The 23,211-nt window shown below is 71.5% G+C and carries 15 protein-coding genes; 6 read left to right on the top strand and 9 right to left on the bottom strand.

Annotated features, from left to right (window positions below; translation table 11 throughout):
- Positions 1–132: 132 nt before the first annotated feature.
- Positions 133–1,692, top strand: coding sequence for a DUF1996 domain-containing protein (locus tag ACWGIS_RS23340; RefSeq protein ID WP_453364395.1), 1,560 nt, complete (start codon positions 133–135; stop codon positions 1,690–1,692).
- Positions 1,693–1,802: 110 nt separating this feature from the next.
- On the opposite strand, the gene ACWGIS_RS23335 is transcribed toward ACWGIS_RS23340, so the two are convergent.
- Positions 1,803–2,270 (bottom strand): hypothetical protein, encoded by a 468-nt coding sequence (locus ACWGIS_RS23335; protein WP_453364394.1) that lies wholly within the window; start codon positions 2,268–2,270, stop codon positions 1,803–1,805.
- 489 nt (positions 2,271–2,759) lie between these two features.
- Between ACWGIS_RS23335 and ACWGIS_RS23330 the strand changes: the two genes are divergently transcribed.
- The 5 genes from ACWGIS_RS23330 (at position 2,760) to ACWGIS_RS23310 (ending at position 8,513) form a co-directional block, all read left to right on the top strand.
- On the top strand, positions 2,760–3,242 hold the full coding sequence (locus tag ACWGIS_RS23330) for a tetratricopeptide repeat protein (RefSeq protein ID WP_453364414.1): 483 nt from the start codon (positions 2,760–2,762) through the stop codon (positions 3,240–3,242).
- A gap of 61 nt (positions 3,243–3,303) precedes the next feature.
- The gene (locus tag ACWGIS_RS23325) at positions 3,304–5,214 is read left to right on the top strand and encodes a hypothetical protein (protein ID WP_453364393.1); all 1,911 of its coding nucleotides are present in this window, start codon (positions 3,304–3,306) and stop codon (positions 5,212–5,214) included.
- A gap of 575 nt (positions 5,215–5,789) precedes the next feature.
- Positions 5,790–6,698: a metal-dependent hydrolase gene (locus tag ACWGIS_RS23320; RefSeq protein ID WP_453364392.1), complete on the top strand. Its 909-nt coding sequence runs from the start codon at positions 5,790–5,792 to the stop codon at positions 6,696–6,698.
- Positions 6,695–7,756 (top strand): PDR/VanB family oxidoreductase, encoded by a 1,062-nt coding sequence (locus tag ACWGIS_RS23315; RefSeq protein WP_453364391.1) that lies wholly within the window; start codon positions 6,695–6,697, stop codon positions 7,754–7,756. The genes ACWGIS_RS23320 and ACWGIS_RS23315 overlap by 4 nt, the downstream gene beginning before the upstream one ends.
- A gap of 55 nt (positions 7,757–7,811) precedes the next feature.
- A complete protein-coding gene (locus ACWGIS_RS23310) occupies positions 7,812–8,513 on the top strand; it encodes a TetR/AcrR family transcriptional regulator (protein ID WP_453364390.1) in 702 nt (233 codons plus the stop codon).
- Between the two features lie 67 nt (positions 8,514–8,580).
- On the opposite strand, the gene ACWGIS_RS23305 is transcribed toward ACWGIS_RS23310, so the two are convergent.
- The 8 genes from ACWGIS_RS23305 to ACWGIS_RS23270 all read right to left on the bottom strand — a co-directional run bounded on the left by ACWGIS_RS23305 (position 8,581) and on the right by ACWGIS_RS23270 (position 23,100).
- Positions 8,581–8,937: a 5-carboxymethyl-2-hydroxymuconate Delta-isomerase gene (locus tag ACWGIS_RS23305; protein WP_453364389.1), complete on the bottom strand. Its 357-nt coding sequence runs from the start codon at positions 8,935–8,937 to the stop codon at positions 8,581–8,583.
- Between the two features lie 30 nt (positions 8,938–8,967).
- Positions 8,968–10,626: a SpoIIE family protein phosphatase gene (locus tag ACWGIS_RS23300; RefSeq protein ID WP_453364388.1), complete on the bottom strand. Its 1,659-nt coding sequence runs from the start codon at positions 10,624–10,626 to the stop codon at positions 8,968–8,970.
- A gap of 68 nt (positions 10,627–10,694) precedes the next feature.
- The gene (gene pulA, locus ACWGIS_RS23295; protein WP_453364413.1) at positions 10,695–16,124 is read right to left on the bottom strand and encodes a pullulanase-type alpha-1,6-glucosidase; all 5,430 of its coding nucleotides are present in this window, start codon (positions 16,122–16,124) and stop codon (positions 10,695–10,697) included.
- A gap of 225 nt (positions 16,125–16,349) precedes the next feature.
- Positions 16,350–17,732 (bottom strand): alpha-amylase, encoded by a 1,383-nt coding sequence (locus ACWGIS_RS23290; protein ID WP_453364387.1) that lies wholly within the window; start codon positions 17,730–17,732, stop codon positions 16,350–16,352.
- 203 nt (positions 17,733–17,935) lie between these two features.
- The gene (locus tag ACWGIS_RS23285) at positions 17,936–19,612 is read right to left on the bottom strand and encodes a glycoside hydrolase family 13 protein (RefSeq protein WP_453364386.1); all 1,677 of its coding nucleotides are present in this window, start codon (positions 19,610–19,612) and stop codon (positions 17,936–17,938) included.
- A gap of 164 nt (positions 19,613–19,776) precedes the next feature.
- On the bottom strand, positions 19,777–20,685 hold the full coding sequence (locus ACWGIS_RS23280) for a sugar ABC transporter permease (RefSeq protein ID WP_453364385.1): 909 nt from the start codon (positions 20,683–20,685) through the stop codon (positions 19,777–19,779).
- A gap of 13 nt (positions 20,686–20,698) precedes the next feature.
- Positions 20,699–21,703 (bottom strand): carbohydrate ABC transporter permease, encoded by a 1,005-nt coding sequence (locus ACWGIS_RS23275; RefSeq protein WP_453364384.1) that lies wholly within the window; start codon positions 21,701–21,703, stop codon positions 20,699–20,701.
- Positions 21,704–21,828: 125 nt separating this feature from the next.
- Complete coding sequence (locus ACWGIS_RS23270) at positions 21,829–23,100, bottom strand: extracellular solute-binding protein (protein ID WP_453364383.1); 1,272 nt, start codon at positions 23,098–23,100, stop codon at positions 21,829–21,831.
- Positions 23,101–23,211 lie beyond the last annotated feature (111 nt).

Raw genomic sequence — 23,211 nt, 5'->3', positions numbered from 1 at the left:
CGGAATCGGCCACCGGGATTCCCAAGTTCTTGCGGGGATCCTGAACGCCCCACCCGCCTCACCCGTATGGAACGGAGCCGCTTCACTCCTGTCGGGCGCCTCGCTGCCCCGCAAGGAAGTCAGAGGAGTTCCATGGGACGCAACACACGAAAACGCCGTTCACCGCTTGCCGTCCGCGCCATAGCCGCATCGGCGGCCCTGGCGATCGGTGGTGGCGGGCTGGTCTGGGCGAATTTCTACGCTTCCGCGCATGAGGAGAACTCGGCGCAGAACGACACCAAGGCCGCCGCCGCTCAGGTGGCCACCATCAAGTGCCCGGACGTCGGACAGCAGTTGACCAAGGTCCCGTACCGGGCACGCTCCGGCGTCGACAGGGAGCTGGCGACCCTCGACAAGCAGATCACCGAGGCGTACGCCCGGCTCGCCGCCTCGCGCGACGCCGCGGCCAAGGACGCCGGCTTCGTCCAGAACTCCATCCTCGGCCCGCTGAAGGACAAGCGGACCGCGACGATCGAACGGATCAAGATCGAATTCAAGCGGACCGGCAGCACCGCGCCGAGCTCGCTGGACGGACTCGCCCCCTGCACGGGCGTACCCGCGGACCCGCCGGAGACCACCGACGGACAGGCCGGCGACGGACAGGACCAGAACGGGGACGGCCAGGCCGACGGCGGCCAGGACCAGAACGGCGGCGGCCAGGACCAGGGCGCCGGCGGTCAGGGCGACGACGGCGGTCAGGACCAGGGCGGCCAGGCGGGCAACGGCGGTCAGGCGGGCAACGGCCCGGTGGCTGCCGACTTCGTGGACATCACGAAGGTCCAGCCCAACGTGGCCCGCAAGCCCCGCACCCGCTCCGGCGGCTCGGCCGGCACCTTCACCAGCTCCTGCGGTGTCAACGCCAACAAGAAGTTCAACACCGACAACGTGATCGTGGCACCCGGTGTCACCAACGGCGCCCACCACCTTCACGACTACGTCGGCAACCAGTCGAACGACGCCTTCGCCAACAACGACACGTTCGCCGCGGCCCAGACCAGCTGCGCGAACCAGGGCGACAAGTCGTCGTACTACTGGCCGGTGGTGCGTATCCAGAACGGTACGCAGGACTTCGACCAGAACAACGACGGCGGTGGCAAGGAAGGCAACGTCGGGCAGATCCAGCAGACCAAGCAGGCGTCGATCAAGTTCGTGGGCAACCCGCGGAGCAAGGTCGTCGCGATGCCGAAGTTCCTGCGGATCATCACCGGTGACGCGAAGACCACGACCAACGGTCTCGCGAACGCCAACGCCCACTGGAGCTGCACCGGGTTCGAGAGCAAGGTGCAGCTGACCGAGCAGTACCCGATCTGCCCCGAGGGCAGCGACGTGGTCCGCTCGTTCGCCTTCCAGAGCTGCTGGGACGGGCAGAACGTCGACAGCGCCAACCACCGTACGCACGTCGCGTTCGCCGACGCCCAGGGCAACTGCGCGAACGGCTTCAAGGCGATCCCGCAGCTGACGATGCGCCTGGTGTACGACGTGCCGGCGCCGACCATCGAGAACGGGCAGGTCAAGAACCCGTACGCGGTGGACGGCTTCCCCGAGCAACTGCACAAGCCGAGCACCGACCACGACGACTTCATCAACGTCTTCGACGAGAAGCTGATGAACAAGATGGTCAACTGCATCAACACCGGCAGGAAGTGCAGGTGACCGGCTGACCCGGTCCGCGTCAGGAGGCCGGCGGTGGGAGCTCCCACCGCCGGCCTCCGGCGTTCTCCGCTCGCCCCGGGATGCCCCCGAGGCCCCGTGAACCGGCGGGGTCAGCCGCCGTGGTGACCGGAGTGCGCGGTCTCGTCCCCTCCGCCACCGCCGCCGCCCGAGTGGTGCGAGGTCCCCTTCTCCATCGTCCCGCCGAGCCGGCCGCGCAGCGCCGTGACCGTCCCCGGCTCCCCCACGGCGACCCACTTGCTGCCGACGAGGTACGAACCGCCGTAGTCCTTCGCCTCGTTGAGCCACTCGCGCTGGCCCCGGTCGGTGGCGAAGGTGGCGAGGATGAACTTGCCGTCGGTGTTCTTGCAGACGGCCTGGCGGATCTCGTCCGCGTCCGTCTGGATGTCCGGCTCGCACTTCGCCTCGGAGGCCAGGTGTTCCAGGCTGCCGGTGGCCGTGGCCGGGACCTTGTCGTCCTCGGCGCCGGTGCCGCCCGGCCCGCCGCAGCCGGTGAGCAGCAGCAGTGCCGCAGCCGCCCCGGTCGCTCCGGCCGCGAACCCCTCGCGCGTCACCCTCATACGTTCCTCCGGTCCTCGCGGCGACCTGAACCCGTCGCCTCTCGTACGCACCGTCGAGCACGGACGCCCGTCCGGTCAGCATGCCGCACCCGCCGGGACGGGGGGCACGCGGACGGGCGGTCCGTCGCGACGCACGGTGCCGGGCGCGGCCGGTGCCACCGGCCTCGGAACCGCCTCGGGGCGGCGGTCCCGGCCCACGCCACGGGAAGCCCCGGCACAGGGCCCCGCCTTCGATACGGCTCCGGCGCCCTCCGCGCTCAATCGGCGCGTCATCCGGCCCGTCATCCGTGAAGCGGCGGACGGTTCCCCCGGGTGCCGGGCCCTGTGGGAGGCCCCGGCCCGAACCCTCCCGGCACCCAGGGCTGGGCGGGCCCGCGCACCGGGCGCCGGGGACGCGGACTGCCGGGTCCGGTGGCAGGAAGATCACGCGGCCGATGGTCCGGGCCGGGGTGCCTGTGCGAGGGTGGGAGGGTGAACGACGACTGGGACATGCGCGTGGCGGCGGCCTGGGCCACCTTCGACGACTACGACCAGGCACGGGCGGGCGAGTTCCGCGCGGTGATCGACGAACTCGTCGCCGAACTCCCGGAGGGCAGCCCCCTCGGCCTCTTCGAACGGGCCTGCGCCTGGGACTCGACGGGCCACTCGGACCGGGCGGTCCCCCTCTACCAGGAGGCGCTGGCAGGCGGCCTCGACAGCCACCGGACCCGGCGCACCAAAATCCAACTCGCCAGCTCCCTGCGGAACATCGGGCAGGCGGAGGAGGGCGTCAATCTCCTCACCCCCGAACTGCTGGCGCCCTCCGACGAGTTGGACGACGCGGTACGGGCCTGTCTCGCGCTCTGCCTCGCCGACCTCGGCCGTGAACGGGAGGGCCTCGCCCTGGTGCTCGGCGCCCTCGCCCCCCATCTGCCGCGCTATCAGCGGTCCATGGCGAACTACGCCCGGCTGCTGGTGGAACCGGGAGCGTAAAGCCCTCGTCCGCTCCCGCGGGCCGAGGTGACCAACCGACGATTCGCTCGTTCTGCTGAACGTGCAGTCACAGGATGTAGCCCCGCGCCCCGCACCCGAACCGGCCGTCGACGTCGAGCAGGCCGAGGCCGCGCTCGTCGAGCACTACCCGCGGCTCGTCCGGCTCGCCTACCTGGTGCTGCCGCCGAGCCTCGGCCGCAACCGCCGGGTGCTCACGGCGCACGCCCTCACCCAGCGCGCCCTGCCGCGCGGACGGACCACCGCCGCCCTGATCCCCGCCCAGGCGGGCGGCCGTGACAGCGACCCGGGGTACGCCGTCGTCCGCCTCCACGTGGTGCGCAGCGCCCTGGAGGCGGGCCTGCCGCTGAAGCGACTGGCCTGGCCGAAGCGGGCCCAACTGCCGCCGCTGCTGCCGCAGGTGTGGGGCCTCAGGCTCTTCCCGCGCTCCGGCGGTGCCGACGAACTCGCCCTGGACCAGCGGCTCTCCGGGCTCACCGGGCCGGCCCGCGCGGCCTTCGTCCTGCGCGCCCTGGAGCGCATGCCGGACACCGACGTGCGGGAGGTGCTGGAGGCGGCGGGCGTCGGGGAGCCCGGCGCGGCGCTCACGGAGGCCGGCACCGTGACGGCCGGGGAGGAGCTGCTGCTCTCCCCCGAGTTCGATCCCTGCTCGCTGCACGCCCGGCCCACCGACCTGATGCGGCGCAGGCAGCACCTCAAGGCCGCGCTCGCCGCCGCCGCGGCCGTCGCGGTGTGCGGCGCGCTGCTCGGCCTGCCCGGCGACGGCTGGGGTCCGGACGGGGCCGCCGCCCCCTCGTACGCGCAGAACCCCGCCGCCGAGGCCGCGCTCGACCCGGCGAAGGTCGTGAAGGTGCCGGCGACGGCCTGGCGGTCCGCCGCGCGCACCGACTTCTCGGTGTGGCCCGCGCGCGGAAACCTCACCGGGGACGGCGCGCTGCTGCGGCGGGCCCTCGCCGTGTGGGCCCGCCCCGGCGAGAGCGTGCAGGTGTCCGCCACCCCGGGCACGCCCTCGGGCGCCCCGCCCGGCCCGCCCCAGCTGCTGTACGCGGGGGACGTCGACTCCGCGCGCGTGGTCCTCCTCTACGACGGTCTGCGCATCGCCCGCTACGCCGAGCCGAAGAACGGGACGAACGGCGCCGCCCTCGACTTCGCCCGGGTGGACGGCGCGAGCGACGCCGAGTCGAGCGCGGTGGTCCTCGACCGGGCGGACGGCAACGTCCGCTATCTGACGGCGCCCTGGGTGCGCCGGGCCGCCGAGCGGGACCTGCTGGAGCCGGCGGCGGCCCCGGTCGACCTCGGGCTGTCGGCGGACGGCGTGACGGGGCCGCTGGCCAGCCCCGCGCAGCAGACCGGCACCTGCCGCTCCTGGCACACGCTGCAACTGACCGGCGGCACCGGCGGTTCACGCCCGCGGCTGCTGAGCGACCTCGGCGAACTCACCCCGGCGCACCTCACCGCGGGGCGGCCGTCCGCGCCGCGCGAGGCCTCGCCGCGCAGCTGGTCCGCCTACGCCTGCTCGCTCGCCTCGGTGCGCTCCATGGGCGTCCGGTCGGTGAACGCCTGGCAGTTCGCGCGGCAGCAGCTGCCGGACGGGAGCGGGGCGGCCGACTGGGTCTGCACCCGGGCCGAGACCTGGCGCGGCGCGGACCCGCGCGTGCTGGCGCAGTTCCACACGCCGGGCGGACTCTTCGGGGCGGTCGCGGCGAAGGCGGAGAACGCGCCCGCCTGCGGCTCCCGCGACCCGCACGTGCTGGCGGGCGTGCTGTGGAAGTCGGCCGCAGGCTCCTGGTACCTGCTCGCCGCGGGCAGCGGTGACATGACGTCGGTGGCCGCGACGGGCGGAGTCCGCGGCACCTCCCAGGGCAACCTGCTCGCCGTCCGCGCGAAGCAGGGCGCGCAGGCGGAGCTGACGGGCAGGCTGGCCAACGGCGCGTCGATCGACGGCTTGCGCTAGGGGCGTCCGCTTTCTGCCCCCGGGCGTCCGGGGGGGGTTCCGGGGTCCTGGTGTCCGGGCGTGCGGGCGTACGGGCAGACGGGCATACGGGGGTTCAGGCGTACGGGGGTCCAGGCGTCCGAGCGGGCCGGGGGCCAGGCGTCCGGGGCCCCGGGGGCCAGGCGTCCGGGGGCCGGTCGGGCGTACGGGGGTCCAGGCGTCCGAGCGGGCCGGGGGCCAGGCGTCCGGGGTCCCGGGGGCCAGGCGTCCGGGGGCCGGGCGTCCGAACACCCCAGTGCCCGGGCGTCGTTCGTCTCGGCGTCCGCTCGGCACCCGCTCCCGTCGCCGCCCGAAGTGCGGCCGACGGGAGCGCGGCCTCGCGAGGTGCGGCCGACCGCGACGCGGTCTCGCGCAACGCGGTGCCCTGGAGCGCGACTGCGTGCCACACCGGCCCGTTGACCGCGACTCCGGGCCGCACAGCTCCGTAAACATCCCCGTGGCACCGCCGCCGAGAACCCCCGACCTAGCTGACGTTCATGTCAACAAGTCCGCGCACGGGGGTTCTCCCGCGGGCTACCCGTCAGTACATTGACGCCATGTCCAATAAGCAGACGCCCCGCGAGCCGCAGCCTGCCGAGCCCGGGCGGACCGCCCTACAGGCGCGCAAGGTGTCGTTCTCCTGGGCGGACACCCCCCTGCACTGGGTGCCGGGCGATCCGTTCGCCACGCACACCATCAACGTGCTGCACCTGCTGCTGCCCGCCGGTGAGCGCTGGTTCGTTCACGTGTACCGGCAGGCGCTGCCCCTCGTCCGGGACGAGCGGCTGCGCGAGGACGTCATCGGCTTCATCGGGCAGGAGGCGATGCACTCGCAGGCCCACGACGAGGTGCTGCCGCACCTCAGGGAGCTGGGCCTCGACCCCACTCCGTACACCGCGCAGGTCGACTGGCTCTTCGAGAAGCTGCTCGGCGACCGCACCCTGCCGCCGGGCCGGGCGCGCAGGTGGTGGCTCATGGAGCGGGTCGCCGTGATCGCGGCCATCGAGCACTACACCGCGTTCCTCGGCGACTGGGTGCTGAACGCCGAGGAGCTGGACCGCCGGGGCGCCGACCCGACCATGCTCGACCTGCTGCGCTGGCACGGCGCGGAGGAGGTGGAGCACCGGTCCGTGGCCTTCGAGTTGTTCCAGCACCTCGACGGCGGTTACCGGCGCCGGGTGCGGACCTGGGCGACCGCCTTCGCGGCCCTGGTCTTCCTCTGGCAGCGCGGCCCACGGTTCTTCATGGCGAACGACCCGACTCTGACGGACGGCCGCGCCGGCTTCCGGGACTTCTACGCGAGCGGCAGGGCGGGCGTGCTGCCGTCGACCGGGGACATGCTGAAGTCGATCCCGCGCTATCTGAGCCGCGGCTACCACCCCTCCCAGGAGGGTTCGACCGAGCAGGCGCTGGCCTACCTCGCCGCCTCCCCCGCCGCCACGGCCGCCGAGCGGAGCGCCTCGTGACGCCGCGGGTGCGGACCCTCGTGGCCGTCGCCGGCACCGCGCTGCTCGTCCGGAGCGCACTGCGCCGCCGGATCGAGGCGTCGCCGCTGTGGCCGCTGCCCGCGCTGGAGGAGCCCGTCTCCGGCCGCCCGCGCTCGCGCGCGCTGCGGCTGCGGGTCGCCCGGCACGAGCGGATCGCCGACGGCGTCGTCCAACTGCGCCTGGAGGGCGGCCCGCTGCCCGCCTGGGAGCCCGGCGACCACCTCGACCTGGTGCTGCCCTCCGGACGCGTACGGCAGTACTCGCTGTGCGGGGACCCCGAGGACGCGTCCGCGTACACCGTGGCGGCGCGGCTCGTGGACGAGGCCGCGGGCGGGCGCGGCGGCTCGCGCGAGGTGCACGAACGCCTCGGCACGGGCACGGAGGTCGAGGTGCGCGGCCCGCGCAACCGCTTCCCGCTCGTGGACGCGCCCGCGTACGTCTTCGTCGCCGGCGGCATCGGGATCACGCCCGTGCTGCCGATGCTGCGCTCCCTCGGCGAGGACGTCCCGTGGCGGCTGCTGTACGCCGGACGGACCCGGGCGTCGATGCCCTTCCTGGAGGAGGTCGAGAAGCTGCCGGGCGGCCGGGTCACCGTCGTCGCCGAGGACGTGGACGGACGGCCCGGCCTGGACGGGCTGTTCGCGGACCTCCCCGACGGCGCGGCCGTCTACTGCTGCGGTCCGCAGGGGCTGATGGAGGCCGTCGCCGCCCGGCTGCCCCAGGGCGCCTCGCTGCACCTGGAGCGGTTCGTCGCCCCCGCCCCGGCCGGCGGCGACGGCGCCTTCGAGGTCGAACTGCGCCGCAGCCGCCGCACGGTGACCGTCCCCGCCGGCTCCACCGTCCTCGCCGCCGTGCGGGAGGTGCTGCCCGACACCGTGTACTCGTGCGCGCAGGGCTTCTGCGGGACCTGCCAACAGCGTGTGCTGGAAGGGGAGATCGACCACCGGGACGAACTGCTGACGGACGCGGAGCGTGACGACTCGATGCTGATCTGTGTGTCGCGGGCGCGGGGTGCGCGCATCGTGCTGGACATGTGACACCCCTGGACGGACCGGCCCGTTCCGGGGCGGAACCGATCGGTAAGGTGTTCGTATGACAACCGGGGTACGCCGCAGAATGGGCGTCGAGGAGCGACGGCAGCAGCTGATCGGCGTCGCCCTCGACCTGTTCAGCCGACGCTCGCCCGACGAGGTCTCCATCGACGAGATAGCCTCCGCCGCCGGCATCTCGCGACCGCTGGTCTACCACTACTTCCCCGGCAAACTCAGCCTCTACGAGGCGGCGTTGAAGCGGGCCTCCGACGATCTCGCGGGGCGCTTCGTGGAGCCCCGCGAGGGTCCGCTCGGGGCGCGGCTGCTGCGGGTCATGCACCGCTTCTTCGACTTCGTGGACGACCACGGGCCCGGTTTCTCGGCGTTGATGCGCGGTGGCCCCGCCGTCGGCTCCTCGACCACCAACGCCCTGATCGACTCGGTGCGCCAGGCCGCGTACGTCCAGATCCTCGCGCATCTCGGCGTCGAGAACCCGCCCGCCCGGCTGGAGCTGGTGATCCGGTCGTGGATCTCGCTCGCCGAGTCCACGGCGCTGATCTGGCTGGACGGGCGGCGCATCCCGCGCGGTGAGCTGGAGACGCAGCTCGTGCGGGACTTCGCCGCGCTGGCCGCGGTGAGCGCCGCCTACGACGCCGAGATGACCGACGTGCTGCGGCGCGCCTTCCAGAACGAGCCGGCCGAGGGGCCCTTCACGGACCTCGCCGTCCGGCTGATCTCGCTGGCGTCGCCTCCGGCGGCGTAGCGTCTGCCGTTCGGATCACGCCGACCCGAGCGACAGGCCCCGGCCGCGCGCCGTCACGCCCCGGACGTCACAGCTCGAACTTGCGGTAGGACGGGTCGAGGTCGCGCACCTCGGCGGAGGCGTGCAGGGCGAGACCGTCGGCGGGCTTCACGTGGGTCCTCAGCAGGTCCAGCACCTCCTCGGTCAGCTTCGCCTTGGTCTCCTCGGTCCGTCCGGCGAGCAGTCCGAGCGTGACGTGCACGATGGCGTGCCCGCCGGTGTCCTCCCCGACCACGGTGTCCTGGGTCGGGCGGAACTGCGTCTTGCAGGCGCCGATCTTCGCGGCCGCCGTGTCGACGACGCGCTCGTGCAGCGCCCGGGCGAAGCCGGCGCGGTCGAAGGCGGTGTCGAGCGTCGCGGAGTAGTCGACGGTGATCTGCGGCATGGGCACTCCTGTTCCAGGGGGACGTCCCGGTCACCCTAGCCGCAGCGCGAGCAGCGCGATGTCGTCCTCCCGGTCCCGGCCGAAGCAGTCGAGGAGGGTGTCGCACAGGGCGGCGGGTCCGGGCGGGGCGTCGGCGGCGGCGGTGCGCAGGTGCTCCATGGAGACGGCGAGGTCCGTGCCGCGGGTCTCGATCAGGCCGTCCGTCACCATCAGCAGCCGGTCGCCGGTCATCAGCACCGCCTCGGTGGGCTCCGGGCGGTCCAGTCCGAGTCCGAGCAGCGGGCCGGCGGCCTTGACGTAGGAGGCGGTGCCGTCGTCGCCGACGACCAGGGGCGGGATGTGGCCCGCGTTGGCGATCCGGACCCGCCCGCTCGCCGGGTCGGCCAGGGCGAGGCAGACCGTGGCGGTGACGTCGGGGTGGTAGTGCTGGAGCATCCGGTCGAGGCGGCGGGCGAGGTCGCCGGGGTCGGGGTCCTCGACGCAGTAGGCGCGCAGGGCGTGCCGGATCTCGACCATGACGGTGGCCGCGTCGAGCGAGTGCCCGACGACGTCCCCGACGGCGGTGAGCACACCGCGCGAGGTGCTGAGGGCCGCGTAGAAGTCACCGCCGATCTCGGTCTGCCGGGAGGCGGGCACGTAGCGCACGACGACGTCGGCGCCGGGGAGTTCGGGCAGCCGGTGCGGCTGCGGAAGGAAGCTGTGCTGGAGGGTGAGCGCGACGTGCCGCTCCACCTGGTACATCAGCAGCGGCTCGGCGGCGAGCGCGGTGGCCTGGGCCAGCCGGACGACGAGTGCCTCGGTCCGCGGGTCGGCGACCGGGGAGCGCGGGTGCCGCGCGGGCACGGCGAGGCAGACCGGGGCCCGTTCGTGGCGGGTCCTGGCGAGCACCAGGCGGGCGTCGTCGCAGACACCGGGACGGAAGAAGCCCGCGGGCCACAGCGGCGCGGGGACGACGGTGCTGCGCACCCCGGTGTGGCCGCTCATGAAGGAGCGGACCAGCCCGCCCACCGCCTCCCGCGTGCCGGGGTCCGCGGACGGTCCGCGGGAAGGGGGGTGCGACCGGGCGGGCGACCGGTCGCCGGATCTGCCCTCGTACAGTTCACCGTCCTCGGAGAGCACGAACACGGCTGCCGGTGTGCCGGTGAGCCGGGCGGTGCCCTCGGCTGCCGCGTCGGCGAGTTCGGTGAGGCAGCGCGCCGTCTGGACCGCGACGACCGTCTCGGAGAGCAGGGTCAGCCGTTCGACGAGCGTCTCGGCCCCGGAGAGCATCCGGGCGCCGCGCACCGCGGCCCGGACGACCGCCTCGATCTCCTCGGGTTCCGCGGGCACCGACAGATACGCGTCGCCGCCCGCCTCCAAACCCCGGCAGCGGTAGCCGGGTTCGGCGGAGGCGGCGGAGAAGTGGACGACGGGCAGGGCGGCGGTGGCGGGCCGCGCCTTGATCCTGCGGCACAGCTCGAAGCCGTTCAGGTCGGGCAGTCCGACGTCCACGAGCGCCACGTCGGGCAGGGTGCCGGCACGTACCCGGGCGTCGAGTTCGAGGAGGGCCTCGGTCGCGCCGGCAACGGGGACGACCCGGTGACCGGCACGACTCAGTACGGCGGCCAGCGCGTAGCGGCCGGCCGCCGCGTCGTCGACCACGAGCACGGTGGAGGCCGTGCCGTCGGCCTCCGGGTCGAAGCCGTTCATGTGCGAAGCCCCTCGGGGCACGGGGAGTGGGGACAGACCCCGTGGTCTGCCCCCACCAACGTACTGCGCTAGCGCGAGGTCCGGGCGAATACCGCGACGGTACGGCCCGGGACGGCGAACGTCCCCGATTCCGCCGCGTAGGCGGCGCTCTTCACGGTAGAGTCCGCGCCCGCCGCCTGCACGGGATGCAGCGCGTACGCCGTTCCCGCCAGGGCGCCGACCTTCTGTTCCCGCCTGTCCGGCGTCGCGTTGAACACGACGACCAGGTCGCCGAGTTCCATCGTGATCACTCCCGGTGTCTCGTCCTCGCCCGACAGCGGGAAGGACAGCTCGGACTGGACGCGGCCCGCCGTGCCGAGGCCGAAGACGTCCTCGGTGCTGCGGATCCTCAGCAGGTCCCGGTACGCGGCCGAGGTGCCCTCGATCTGCTCGCATCCCACCTTGACGGACGTCAACAGCGGCTTGGCGTACGGCCACTTGGACTTGTTGTCGGCGGCCGGCGGAAGTCCGCGCCCGAAGCCGTTGCCGTCCTGGCAGTTCCAGTGGACGGCGTTGAACCAGTCACCGCTGTCGTAGGAGTTGCGGTCCAGGGACTTGGAGCGCAGCAGGTCCGAGCCCGCCTGGGAGAGGGACGGTCCCTGGGAGAGGGCCGCCGTCGCCATGGCGAGAACCTGCATGCGGGCCCTGCTGTCCGCCGAGGTGCCCTTCGGGAGCTTGTAGGTGAGGGCGTCGAACAGCGACTCGTTGTCGTGCGCGTCGGCGTACGCGAGGGCGTCGCCCGGCGCCTCGGCGTAACCGGCGGGTGAGCCGTTGTAGTCGACCTCGGAGCCCTTGACCTCCTTGCCGTCGGAGCCGGTGAAGCGGTACGCGGCCAGGTTGCCGCTCAGGCCGACCTTGATGAGGTCCTGGTAGTGCAGCAGGCGGGCCTTCTGCTCGGCCGGGGTGCCGTTGGCGTCCGAGGAGTTGGGGTCGGTGTAGAGACCCGAGGCGAAGCCCTGGACGCCGGGGTCCTCGTCGAAGGGGCCGCCGCCGCGTACGGCGTCACGGGCCCGGTCGGAGAAGGTCGCGACGCCCGTGCCGGCCATGTTCTCCTGGGTGGCCTGCACGAAGCGGGCGTCGTCGGCGATCTCGCCGAAGTTCCAGCCCTCGCCGTAGAGGATGATCTTCTTCCCGTCGACGCCGTCCTTCTGAGGCGTCAGCGCGTCGAGTGCCTTGCGGACCGCCAGGATGTTGGCCTTGGGGTGGTGCCCCATGAGGTCGAAGCGGAAGCCGTCGACCTTGTACTCGCGGGCCCAGGTGACGATCGAGTCGACCACCAGCTTGCCCATCATGGCGTTCTCGGTTGCGGTGTTGGCGCAGCAGGTGCTGTTGGCCACGGACCCGTCGGCGAGGAGCCGCTGGTAGTAGCCGGGGACGATCCGGTCGAGCACGGAGGTGTCGGCCTGGCCGCTCGCGGCGGTGTGGTTGTAGACGACGTCCATGACGACCCGCAGCCCGTCCTGGTTCAGCGACTTGACCATGTCGCGGAACTCGACCGTGCGCCGGGTGCCGTCGGGGTCGCTCGCGTAGGAGCCCTCGGGGACCGTGTAGTGGTACGGGTCGTAGCCCCAGTTGTAGGCGTCCTTGGCCGCGGTCTTCGCCACGCACTCCTGCTGCTTCTCGGAGTCGGCGGGGTAGGAGGCGAGGTCGCAGTCGGTGCTCTGCCGGTCGGCCTTCTTCTCGGGGATCGTGGCGATGTCGAAGGCGGGCAGCAGATGCACGTAGGACGTGCCGGAGGCGGCGAGTTCCCGCAGGTGCTTCGAGCCGTCGCTGTCCTTGTCGGTGAAGGCGCGGTACGTGCCCCGGTCGGCGGCCTTCGTCGTGGCGTCCGCGACGGAGAAGTCCCGGACGTGCAGCTCCTGGATCTGGGCGTCCTTCAGCGGCACCGCGCGCGGCTTCTTCAGGGACGACCAGCCGGCGGGCGCGAGGGAACGGTCGGCGAGGTCGACGACGAGGCTGCGCTCGGAGTCGGTGGTCAGGGCGACCGAGTAGGGGTCGGTGACCTTGTTGGCGACGACCTTGCGGACGGTTGGCGCCCACACCTTCACGACGTAGCGGTAGGGCTTGTTCTTCCAGGACTTCTTGCCGGTGACCGACCAGACGCCGGTGGCGGCGTCCCGCTTCATCGCGACCGTCGCCCCGTCGAGGTCCAGGCTCACCGACTGCGCGGTGGGGGCCCACACGGCGAGCGTCGGGCGGCCCCGGTGGAAGGTCGGCCCGAGGTCCGCCTCCGTCGCGTCGTACACGTCGTCCAGGACTCCGGCGAGCTGGACACCGGTCGCCGCCAGCACCGCGCCGTTGGCCGCGCGCTGGGTGGCGACGACCTGGCCGCGCAGGGCGGCGCGCACCCGGTCGCGGTCGCGCGGGTCCACGGACCAGGCCGTGTAGCCCTTCAGGTGCGGGAACGCGGCCTTCTGCGCGTCGGTGAGGGCGGTCTTCGACAGCCGCAGCCAGCGCTCGTCGTCACTGGTCAGCGTCCCGTCCTTGACCGCGATGGAACCGTCGCGGGAGGAGAGGAGCTGGGTGGACGCGGCCCCTTCGGCGCCGTTCCAGGCGACCGTGTCCCGGTCGATCCAGACCGCCTTGGAGGTGGTCAGGTCGAGGGCGGCGGCGCTGCCCGCGGGCTGCGGGAGCAGGTACTTCTCCTGGCCGCCGAGCATCCACACCTCGTGGCCGTTGGCCGTGAGGTCGAGCGACTGGTCGGTGGGGAGGTCCTTGGTGTCGCCCTTGTGCAGGATGTAGCTGAGGCTGGTGGCTCCCTCGGCGAGCGGCACCTCGAAGACGGCGCCGTACGCGTCCTCGCGGGCCGGCTCCAGGGGCTTGGTCCAGTCGGTGCCGTTCGCGGCGCCGGTCCAGACGTGCAGTCCCCAGCCGTCGTAGTCGCCGTCGGCGCGGTGGTAGTGCAGGACCGCCTTGCTCCTGTCCTGCGCCGGGTAGTCGGGCCGCTCGGTGAGCAGGGCCTCCTTGCCCTGCTCGACCCAGACCTCGCCGGTCTTGGTGACGTCGATGGTGCGGTCGGCGGAGACGTCCTTGTTGCCGTCCTTGTCGATGACGAGGAAGCCCACGCTGGAGGCGCCCGGCTTCAGCTTGACGTGGGCGAAGGCCCCGTAGGCGTCCCGGCCGACGAAGTCGTGGCCCGCGGGCCAGGTGGTGGACTCGCCGTCGGCGAGGTCGCCCCAGGCGTACAGCCGCCAGTCGGTGTAGTCGCCGTCGGCGCGCTTGTAGTGGACGACCGCGTAGTCGCGGGAGGACGCGGTGGGCACCTCGGGGGCGGGCGGTGTGCCAGTGGTGCCGGCGGCGGTGTCGCTCGCGGTGCGTCCGGCCGAGTCGGTCACGACGGCCTTGTAGCGCAGGGCGGTGCCGGGCGCCACATCCTCGCCGATGGTCTGGGTGACCTTGTACGGGGCGTGGTCGGCGGAGCCGAGGGTGCGCCACTTGCCGTTGCCCACCTGGGCGGCGAAGACGACCCTGTTCAGCCGGCCGCCCTCGACGTCCGCGGTCAGCTCGACGGTGCCGGTGGCGCCCGCCTCCGGTGCCTTGAGGGTGACCGTCGGCCTGGTCGCGGGTGCGGCGAGCCTGCCCGCCGCCTTCCAGACGACGGCGGATCCGGCCGGGACGCTGACGGTCACCTTCCGGTCGGCGTCGCTGGTGACGTCGGAGGACGTCCCGTAGAGGCCGCGGAACCGCATGCCGGCGGAGCCCGTCGCGAAGGTCGCCTCCTTGGCCCCGGTCGCGTTGTTCACGGCGACGAGGTACTCGGTGCCGGTCCTGGCGTCCGTGCGCGAGAAGGCGTACACCCCGGCGCCGTCGGCCGCGTACCGCTCGGTCTGGACGCCGTCGGCGAGTGCCGGGTTGCCCTTGCGCAGTTCGGCCAGGGCGGCGATCCGGCGGTAGAGGGGCGCCTTGGTGTCGTAGGCGTCGTCGGCGTGCGTACGGTCGGTGCCGAGCTCGTCGTCGTCGAGGTAGTCGCCAACCTTCGAGGCGAACATCGTCTGGCGGGCGTCCTTGTCGCCGCCCGCGCCGGTGAAGCCCTGCTCGTCGCCGTAGTAGACGACGGGGTTGCCCCGGCTGAGGAACATCAGCTCGGTGGCGAGCCGGTCCTTCTTCAGGAGTTCGGCGTCGGTCGCCTTCGGGTCGTCCTGCTTGAGGAAGGAGCCGATGCGGCCCATGTCGTGGTTGCCGAGGAAGGTGACCTGCTCGTACGCGTTGGCCTTGTCCGTCGTGTACTTGTAGTCGTCACCGAAGACGGCGGCGAGCTTCTTGGCGCTGCCGCCCTGGGAGGCGTAGGAGCGTGCCGCGTCCTGGAAGGGGAAGTCGAGCGTGGAGTCCAGGCGGCCCCGGGTCACGTACGGCGCCGTGACGGAGGTGTCGGCCGAGTAGACCTCGCCGAACATGAAGAAGTCGTCCCGGCCCCGCTTCTCGGCGTAGGCGTCGAGGGCCGTCGCCCACTGGGTCCAGAACTCCATGTTCACGTGCTTGACGGTGTCGATGCGGAAGCCGTCGATGCCGTAGTCGCGCACCCACTTCTGGTAGATCCGCTCCATGCCCCGCACGACCTCGGGCCGCTCGGTCCACAGGTCGTCCAGGCCGGAGAAGTCGCCGTTCGTGGAGCTCTCGCCGGCGAAGGTGGAGTCGCCGCGGTTGTGGTACATCGTCGGGTCGTTGAGCCAGGACGGGACCTTGGCGTTCTTCTTCGCGGCGGGCACGGTGGGCGTGCGCGGGAAGGAGTCGGCGTCGACCGGCGGAAACGGCCTGCTGCCGTCCGCGTAGTCGGCGTCGTCGAACGGCTCGCCGTCCTTGGTCAGATACGGGAAGGCGCCCTTGGAGAGGTAGCCGTAGGACTTCTCCTCGTAGTCGACGACGTCGGCCGTGTGGTTGGTGATGACGTCGAAGAAGACCTTCATGCCCTTGGCGTGGGCCTTGGAGATCAGCTTCTCCAGGTCCTCGTTGGTGCCGAAGTGCGGGTCGACCTGCGTGAAGTCGGTGATCCAGTAGCCGTGGTAGCCGGCGGAGGCGTCGGCTCCGGTGCCCTGCACGGGCTCGTTCTTGAAGATCGGCGCCATCCAGATGGCGGTGGTGCCGAGGCCCTTGATGTAGTCGAGCTTCTTCGTCAGGCCCTTGAGGTCGCCGCCCTGGTAGAACCCCTTGTCGGTGGGGTCGTATCCGGTCGCGAGGCGTGAACCGGCGAGTCCGCCGCGGTCGTTGGCGGTGTCCCCGTTGGCGAACCGGTCCGGCAGGACGAAGTAGAACTGCTCGCGGGTGGCGTCGTGACGGGCGGGCTCGGCGGCGAGCCTGGCGTCGGACGGGGGCGCGGGCGGCGCCGCGGCGCGGGCCGCGAGCGGCTGGACGAGTGCGGCCGCCAGCGCGGCCACCGTGACGGCGGCGAGCCGTCCGCGGTGCGGGGTCAGTCCGGAGTGCGCGGCGCGGCGCGCCCCGGGCGCCGGCCATCTCGGTATCAGGGCCACAGGTGTGAACTCCTAGCGAATACGGCTCGATTGGGTCCGACCCCACCGCCGCGGCACGGCTTCGATGCCGGGCGCCGGCGTGACCGTACCGCTTACGCAAGCTTTACAGCAAGAGTCTTGAAAGCAGCGGAAAGAACTTTCACAAGGGAGGGTCGAGGGAAGCACGGCCCGGCCCGCCGGGGAGGTGGCGGGCCGGGCCGTGCCGGGCGGTGCGGGGAGTCAGCAGGCCGACTTGCCCGCGTACACGGCGAGCGCCGTGTTGGCGCCGAGGGTGGCCGTGAGCTGGCCCGAACCGTTCACCGTGACGGTGGTGTTGTTCTGCACGTTGCAGTACGTCCCGGCCGGGAGCGAGGTCTGGTAGGTGCGGCTCAGCGCGCCGGACTCGTGGTTGATCGCCACGAAGCCCTTGCTGCCGCGGCCGAAGGCGATGGCGTCGCCGCCGTTGTCCCACCAGTTGGTGACGGACTGGCCCCGGGTGGCGTTGCGGAAGGCCACCATGGACTTGATCTCCGGCCAGGCGTGCTGGCACTTCCAGCCGTTCTGCCAGCAGGCGGTGACGCTGCCGCCGTTGGGCGGTCCCGCGTCCGTGTCGGAGAACTCGTAGCCCGAGTTGATGTCCGGGGCACCGTAGGGCCAGGCCAGCATGAAGACGTTCGCCAGGGTGTAGTTGGCGCCGTCCTTGTAGCTGAGCGTGGAGCCGTTGCGCTCGGTGTCGTGGTTGTCGACGAAGACGGCGGAGACGCCGCTGCTCATGTAGCCCCAGCCCTCGCCGTAGTTCTTCAGGTAGGCGAGGTTCTCGTTGTTGAAGACCCGCTTGAGGTCGTAGGCGTAGCGGAACTCCTGGACGTCGCCGTTGCCGGTGTACTCGGTCGGCTGGACGGCCTCCCCGGAGCCGTAGATGACCTCCTGCTTCCAGTACGCCCCCGGATTGGTGAGCCGGGACTTGATGTTGGCGAGGTCGGCGGCCGGGATGTGCTTGGCGCCGTCGATGCGGAAGCCGTCGACGCCGTAGCCCAGAAGGGAGTTGATGTAGCCGGCGACGGCGGAGCGGACGTACTCCTCGCCGGTGTCCAGGTCGGCGAGGCCCACCAGCTCGCAGTTCTGCACGTTGGCACGGTCGCCGTAGTTGGTGACGGTGGCCGTGCAGTCGTTCATGTCGTTGGACGAGTACAGGCCCGGGTAGGTGTACTTCGTGTACGACGAACCGCCGGTGCCGGTGCCGGAGCCGGCCGACATGTGGTTGACGACGGTGTCGGCGACGACCTTCACACCCGCCGCGTGGCAGGTGTTCACCATGTTCCGGAAGGCCGTGGCGTCACCGAGCCGGCCGGCGATCCGGTAGCTGACGGGCTGGTACGAGGTCCACCACTGGGCGCCCTGGATGTGCTCGGCGGGCGGTGACACCTGGACGTAGCCGTATCCGGCCGGTCCGAGGGTGTTGGTGCATTCCCGGGCGACCGAGTCGAATTTCCACTCGAAGAGGACGGCGGTGACGTCCTTGGTGCCGGGGGGTGATGCCTGGGCCACTCCCGTGGGGAGGGTGACCGAGGCCGCCAGGGCCGCCGCGAGGGCGGCTATGACGGCCGGAGTTCTCCTGGCCATGTGATCTCCTGCACTTCGTCGTGCGGGTGGGGGAGGGTGCGGGGCCGGAGGTTGCAGACCGAACAACCCCGGTGTGGTCGGGACCGTAGCGCTTGCAGACAAGTTTCAGCAAGATGTCGCAAGAAATTCCAACTCGGTTCGCGACAGGGCCCCTTGGCACCCTCTCCCCCGCCCCCGGAAGCGCAGGAGGTTCACTCGGACCGTCAGACGGCCCACCAGACGGTGGTGTCCGCGGGCAGCTTCGCCTCGTCGTCGGCGATGGTCACCTCACCGCTGCACACCAGCACCCGGCCGTACGCCGGGACGGTGACCGACTCGCCGCCGGTGTTCGCCGTGCAGACGAACTCGCCCCGGCGGAACGCCAGTACGCCCTCGGGCGCGCGCAGCCACTCCACCGAGTCGCCCGCGCCGAGGTCGGCCCGCTCGCGCCGCACGGCCAGCGCGGCGCGGTACAGCTCCAGGGTGGAACCGGGCGTGCCCGTCTGCGCCTCGATGCTCAGCTCGCCCCAGCCGGCCGGCTGGGGCAGCCAGCTGCCGCCGTCACCGAAGCCGTACGATGAGCCCTCCCGGGTCCACGGGATCGGCACCCGGCAGCCGTCGCGGAACCCGTCCTGCCCGGCGCCCCGGAAGTAGGCGGGGTCCTGGCGCACCTCGTCCGGCAGGTCCACGACGTCCGGCAGGCCGAGCTCCTCGCCCTGGTAGAGGTAGGCGGAGCCGGGCAGGGCCAGCATCAGCAGCGTGGCGGCCCGGGCGCGCCGCAGTCCCAGCTCGCGGTTGCCCGCGGTGCGGATCTGCGTGCCGAGGCCCGCCTCGTTGGCGAAGCGCGTGGCGTGCCGGGTCACGTCGTGGTTGGACAGCACCCAGGTGGCCGGGGCGCCGACGGGGCGCATCGAGTCCAGGGTGCGGTCGATGACGGAGTGCAGCTCCGTGGCGTCCCAGTGGGTGCCCAGGTACTGGAAGTTGAACGCCTGGTGCAGTTCGTCGGGACGCACGTAGTTGGCGGTGCGCTCGATGGTCGGCGTCCACGCCTCGGCGACGAAGATGCGCTCGCCGGCGTACTCGTCGAGGATGGTGCGCCACTGCCGGTAGATGTCGTGGACGCCGTCCTGGTCGAAGAACGGCATGACATCGTTGCCCAGCAGTTTCAGCTGCTCGTGGGATCCCAGGTCCGGCAGCCCGGTCGCCTTCACCAGTCCGTGGGCCACGTCGATGCGGAAGCCGTCGACGCCCATGTCGAGCCAGAAGCGCAGGATCGACCGGAACTCGTCGCCGACCGCCGGGTGCTCCCAGTTGAAGTCGGGCTGCTCGGGGGCGAAGAGGTGCAGGTACCACTCGCCGGGGGTGCCGTCGGGCTCGGTGACCCGGGTCCAGGCCGGGCCGCCGAAGATGGACTCCCAGTCGTTGGGCGGCAGTTCGCCGTCCGTGCCCTTGCCGGGCCGGAAGTGGTAGCGGTCCCGCAGCGACGAGCCGGGGCCCTCGCGCAGCGCGCGCTTGAACCACTCGTGCTGGTCGGAGGAGTGGTTGGGCACCAGGTCGACGATGATCCGCAGGCTCAGCTCGTGCGCGTCGCGGATCAGCGCGTCGGCGTCCAGGAGGTTGCCGAACATGGGGTCGACGGCCCGGTAGTCCGCCACGTCGTAGCCGGCGTCGGCCTGCGGCGAGGCGTAGAAGGGGCTCAGCCACACGGCGTCGACGCCGAGGTCGCGCAGGTACGGGAGTCGGGAACGTACGCCCTCCAGGTCGCCCATGCCGTCGCCGTTGCTGTCGGCGAAGCTGCGCGGATAGACCTGGTAGATCACCGCGTCGCGCCACCAGTCGCGGTGGGCGGCGACGGTGGCGAGTGCGGAGGTCGGGGCCTGGTCGGCGGAGTGCTGGCTCATGGCGTCCTTGATGCGATGGGGGGTCCTCCCGGCCGGGCCGGGCCGGCGGGGGGAGCAGTTCGGTCGTGGAAGCGTGTGATGAGGCGGCCGCGACGCCGGCGGGGTCGGATGGACGCCGCGGCCGCCACCCGCGCGCGATGCGCGCGCGGGAGTCCTGCCGGGCGTCAGCCCTTGGTGCCACCCGCCGTGAGGCCGCTCACCAGGTTCTTCTGCACCAGGTAGAAGAAGGCGGAGACGGGTATGGCGACAAGCACCGCGGTGGCGGCCATGAGGTTGCGCTGCGCGTCGTGCTCACTGACGAAGCTCTGCAGGCCGACGGCGAAGGTGTACTTCGTGTCGGAGAGCATGAACGTCGAGGCGAACGCGACCTCGCCGAACGCGGTGATGAAGCTGTAGAAGGCGGCCACGGCCAGGCCCGGCTTGGCGAGCGGCAGGATCAGCCGCAGGAACGTGCCGAAGGGGTTGAGCCCGTCGACGCGCCCCGCCTCGTCGATCTCGAAGGGGATGGTGTCGAAGTACCCCTTGAGCAGCCAGGCGCAGTACGGCACCGCGGTGGAGCAGTAGACCAGGACGAGGCCGAGGTAGGTGTCGATGAGCTGCAGGTCCGAGAGGATCTGGTACATCGGCACGATGAGGACGGCGATCGGGAACATCTGGGTGACCAGCAGGACCCACATGAACTTCCGGTAGCCGGGGAAGCGCATGCGGGACACCGCGTAGCCGGTGGTGGCGGCGACCATCACGCCGATGGCGGAGGTGCCGAACGAGACGATGAGCGAGGTCTTCATCCACGCGAAGAAATTCGTGTGCTGGAGCACGAACGCGTAGTTGTCGAACGTCATCTTGTCCCAGATGCGCCCGGGGTGGAGGTAGTCGTCCTTGTCCGGGCCGAGCGACAGGTAGACCAGCCACGCGATCGGGAAGAGCGCGATGAGGCTCGCGACGATCAGGATGCCGTGGGACACGACGGAGCCGGAGCGGCTGTTCTCGCCGCGCCTGCGGCCCTTGCGCGGGGCGGCGCCCGGGGAGACCTGGTCCGCCGGGGCGGGTGTCGGAAGGGTCGTGGTGCTCATGCGGGCTCCCGCCTCAGATCGCGAGCTGCTGGTCATTGCGGTTCAGCCAGCGGCGGTAGATGGAGGTGAAGACGATCAGGATGGTCAGCAGCAGGATGCCGTAGGCGGCCGACTGCGCGAAGTCGCGCGGCTGCTGTCCGAAGCCGAGGTAGTACGCCCAGGTGACGAGGATCTGCGCGTCCGGGGCGGTGTTGCCGAACAGCAGGAAGATCACCGCGAACTGGTTGAACGTCCAGATGATGCCGAGCAGCACGACGGTGGAGCTGACGGACCGCAGGCCGGGCAGCGTGACGTGCCGGAACCGCTGCCAGGCGTTCGCGCCGTCCATCTCGGAGGCCTCGTACAGCGTCGCGTCGATGGACTGCAGGCCGCCCAGCAGGGAGACCATCATGAACGGGACACCGCACCAGGTGTTGACCATGATCGCGGCGAACCGCTGCCAGAAGGTGTCCTCCAGCCACAGCGGTGTCGGTAGGTGCACCGCTTCGAGCGCGGAGTTGATGACGCCGCCGTCGGCGAGCATGAAGCGCCAGCCGAACACGGTGACGAAGGTGGGCACGGCCCACGGCAGCACCAGCAGCAGCCGGTAGAAGGTGCGCCCGCGCAGCTTCTGGTTGAGCAGCAGCGCGAGGCCGAGCCCGATGACGTAGTGCAGCGTGACGCAGAGCGCCGTCCACACGATCGTCCAGATGAAGTGCGACCAGAAACGGTCGTACGACGTCGGCCCCCACAGGATGTCGGCGTAGTTGTCGAAGCCGATGAACTCGTAGGTGGCGTCGATGTGGTTGACGCCGATCGTGCGGGCCGAGTTGAGGCTGTTGGCGTCCGTGAGCGTCAGGTAGAGGCCCCGCGCGAGCGGATAGAGCACCAGCACCCCGAGCACGACGACCACCGGGGTGATCATCGCGTACGCGTACCAGTACTTCTGGTACGAGTGCTTGAGGCGCTCGATCCGACCGGGCCGGCGCCCGCGGTCACCACGCCGCTCGCCGGTCGCTCTGTCGATGGCGACTGTCATGATTCGACACCTTCTGGAAGATCAGGGGTTGGGCGCGCGCCCGGCGGCTGCTGGGCCGCGGCGCACAGGCCGGATGGCCGTCGGATCCGTCCCCCGGTGCGGGCGGATCCGACGGCCACGCGGGATCACTTCTTGAAGTCGGGGACCAGCTTGGAGATCGCGGTCTCCGCGTTGCTCAGGCCCTTGTCCAGCGACACCTTGCCGCCGGCGATCTTCGGCAGCTCGGTGTCGAGCGGACCCCACAGCGAGCTGTACTCGGGCAGCGCCGGGCGCGGCTGGGCGGCGGCGAGCACCGTCTGGTAGCCGGCGATGCCCGGGTCGGCCTTGACGTCCGCGGTGTAGGCGTCGTCACGCGTCGGCAGCGTGGAGTTCTTGAGGGCGATCGTCTCCTGGGACTTCGCCGAGGTCATGAACTTCACGAACTTGAGCGAGGCCTCCTGGTGGGCCTTGTCCGAGCCCGCGTACACGGAGAGGTTGTGGCCGCCGGTCGGGGCGCCCGCCTTGCCGGTGGAGCCGGCCGGGACGGTGGCGATACCGAGGTTCGCCTTGTCCTTGAACGCCGAGCCCTTGTAGAAGTTCGTGATCTCCCAGGGACCCTGGACGATCGCGGCGACCTTGCCGTTGACGAACGCGTCCTGGATGTGGGCGTACGCGTCGGCGGTGGTGTCGGCCTTGTGCAGGCCCTTGCCGCTGAACAGGCCCTGCCAGGTCTCGAAGCCCTTCTTGGCCTCGGGCGAGGCGACGGTGACCTTCTTGGCGTCGACGTCGACCGTGTCGGTGCCCTCGCCGTAGAGGAAGGACTGGGCGTAGTAGGCCTGGGTGGAGCCCCAGTAGCCGTCGACGCCGGTCTTCTTCTTGATCGTGGCGGCGGCGGTCTTGAGGTCGGCCCACGAGGTGGGCGCCTCCTTGATGCCGGCCTTCTCGAACAGCGCCTTGTTGTAGACGAGCGCGAGGGTGTCCGTGACGAACGGCACACCGTAGGTCTTGCCGTCGTACTTGGCCTGCTCGATCAGGTTCGACTTGAACTTGTCCTGCTCGGCGAGGGCGTCGGTGCCGTCGAGCGGCAGGAAGTAGCCCTTCTTCGCGAAGGCGGGGGTCCAGCCGACCTCGGAGCGCAGCAGGTCCGGAGCACCCTTGGAGCCCGCGGCGGTGTCGAACTTGTTCTGCGCCTGGTCGAACGGCACGTTGACGTACCTGACCTTGACGTCGGGGTTGGCCTTCTCGAACTCCTTGACGAGGGCCTTGTACGTCGGGGCCTCGTTGGTGGCGTTCGAGGTGTCCCACCAGGTGATGGTGGTGGGGCCGTCCGACTTGTCGCCGCTGTCGTCGCCGCCGCACGCCGTCGCCGTGAGGGCGATGGACGCCACCAGAGCGGTGGCCGCTATGCCACGCCGCATGAGATCTCCTTGAGGGTGAAAGCCCGAGTGGTTGGGGAAGCGGTCCCGCCCGCACCCCTTGCCGACTTGCCGACTGCGCCGTTGCGTCCGCCGGGCGACGTGAACGTAACA

The organism is Streptomyces sp. NPDC054842 (assembly GCF_053611025.1).
Note: the sequence above shows the minus strand (reverse complement) of the source record. Positions and strands in the feature narration are given on the sequence as shown.

Bases quoted from the DNA above. Each gene is read 5' to 3' on its own strand.
- ACWGIS_RS23340 (WP_453364395.1), top strand. From the start codon at position 133: ATGGGACGCAACACACGAAAACGCCGTTCACCGCTTGCCGTCCGCGCC.
- ACWGIS_RS23335 (WP_453364394.1), bottom strand. From the start codon at position 2,270: ATGAGGGTGACGCGCGAGGGGTTCGCGGCCGGAGCGACCGGGGCGGCT.
- ACWGIS_RS23330 (WP_453364414.1), top strand. From the start codon at position 2,760: ATGCGCGTGGCGGCGGCCTGGGCCACCTTCGACGACTACGACCAGGCA.
- ACWGIS_RS23320 (WP_453364392.1), top strand. From the start codon at position 5,790: ATGTCCAATAAGCAGACGCCCCGCGAGCCGCAGCCTGCCGAGCCCGGG.
- ACWGIS_RS23310 (WP_453364390.1), top strand. From the start codon at position 7,812: ATGACAACCGGGGTACGCCGCAGAATGGGCGTCGAGGAGCGACGGCAG.
- ACWGIS_RS23305 (WP_453364389.1), bottom strand. From the start codon at position 8,937: ATGCCGCAGATCACCGTCGACTACTCCGCGACGCTCGACACCGCCTTC.
- ACWGIS_RS23300 (WP_453364388.1), bottom strand. From the start codon at position 10,626: ATGAACGGCTTCGACCCGGAGGCCGACGGCACGGCCTCCACCGTGCTC.
- ACWGIS_RS23290 (WP_453364387.1), bottom strand. From the start codon at position 17,732: ATGGCCAGGAGAACTCCGGCCGTCATAGCCGCCCTCGCGGCGGCCCTG.
- ACWGIS_RS23285 (WP_453364386.1), bottom strand. From the start codon at position 19,612: ATGAGCCAGCACTCCGCCGACCAGGCCCCGACCTCCGCACTCGCCACC.
- ACWGIS_RS23280 (WP_453364385.1), bottom strand. From the start codon at position 20,685: ATGAGCACCACGACCCTTCCGACACCCGCCCCGGCGGACCAGGTCTCC.
- ACWGIS_RS23275 (WP_453364384.1), bottom strand. From the start codon at position 21,703: ATGACAGTCGCCATCGACAGAGCGACCGGCGAGCGGCGTGGTGACCGC.
- ACWGIS_RS23270 (WP_453364383.1), bottom strand. From the start codon at position 23,100: ATGCGGCGTGGCATAGCGGCCACCGCTCTGGTGGCGTCCATCGCCCTC.